The sequence below is a fragment of the Vibrio sp. 2304 genome (assembly GCF_033339475.1).
In the GTDB taxonomy this organism is placed as follows: Bacteria; Pseudomonadota; Gammaproteobacteria; order Enterobacterales; family Vibrionaceae; genus Vibrio; species Vibrio alginolyticus.
On the sequence record NZ_JAWOUQ010000068.1, the window covers coordinates 1 to 656 of the forward strand.

The following is a 656-nucleotide window of genomic DNA, read 5'->3' on the forward strand; positions in this document are numbered from 1 at the left end:
GCAAGCTTGGCTAGAGTCCCGCGTGCCATACCAACAGTCTGAAGTTTTCCGTTTTGGCAACGCAGTAGTCGACGATTGGGAAGGTCAACTTAATGCCTGGCCACTTGACGAAGGTCTTATCGATTATGTAGCTGCTGACTACCAATATGAGCTTGGTAACGAAGGTGCAGCGGCAAATATCATTGCCAACACAAGCCTAACGATCGGCCCGTCTAAGCTTGACGTGGCAAAAATCACTCCAGAATTACTTGCTAGCTTGAATGAAGTAGGTGGCTCAGAAGCAAACGCAGCAACGGGTTATCACGCGATCGAATTTCTTCTATGGGGACAAGATCTGAACGGCACAAATGCAGGTGCAGGTCAGCGTGCTTACACGGACTTTGTTGTTGGTTCTGGTTGTACAAATGGTCACTGCGATCGTCGCGGTGAGTACTTAAAAGCCGCGGCCGATCTACTGGTTCAAGATCTTGAATGGATGGAAAAACAGTGGTCTGCTGATGAAAAAGGCAACTACCGTCAAGAGCTACTCACAGGTTCTGCAGAGAATGGTCTACGTAAAATGCTGTTTGGTATGGGCTCTTTGTCTTTGGGTGAGTTAGCTGGTGAGCGTATGAAAGTTGCGCTAGAAGCGAACTCTACGGAAGACGAGCACGATT

Annotated in this window: 1 protein-coding gene; it reads left to right on the forward strand. The window is 48.3% G+C overall.

All coding sequences use genetic code 11. The features are described from left to right. On the forward strand, window positions 1–656 hold a 656-nt coding region (locus R7P64_RS24285), incomplete at both ends, for an imelysin family protein (RefSeq protein ID WP_318124166.1).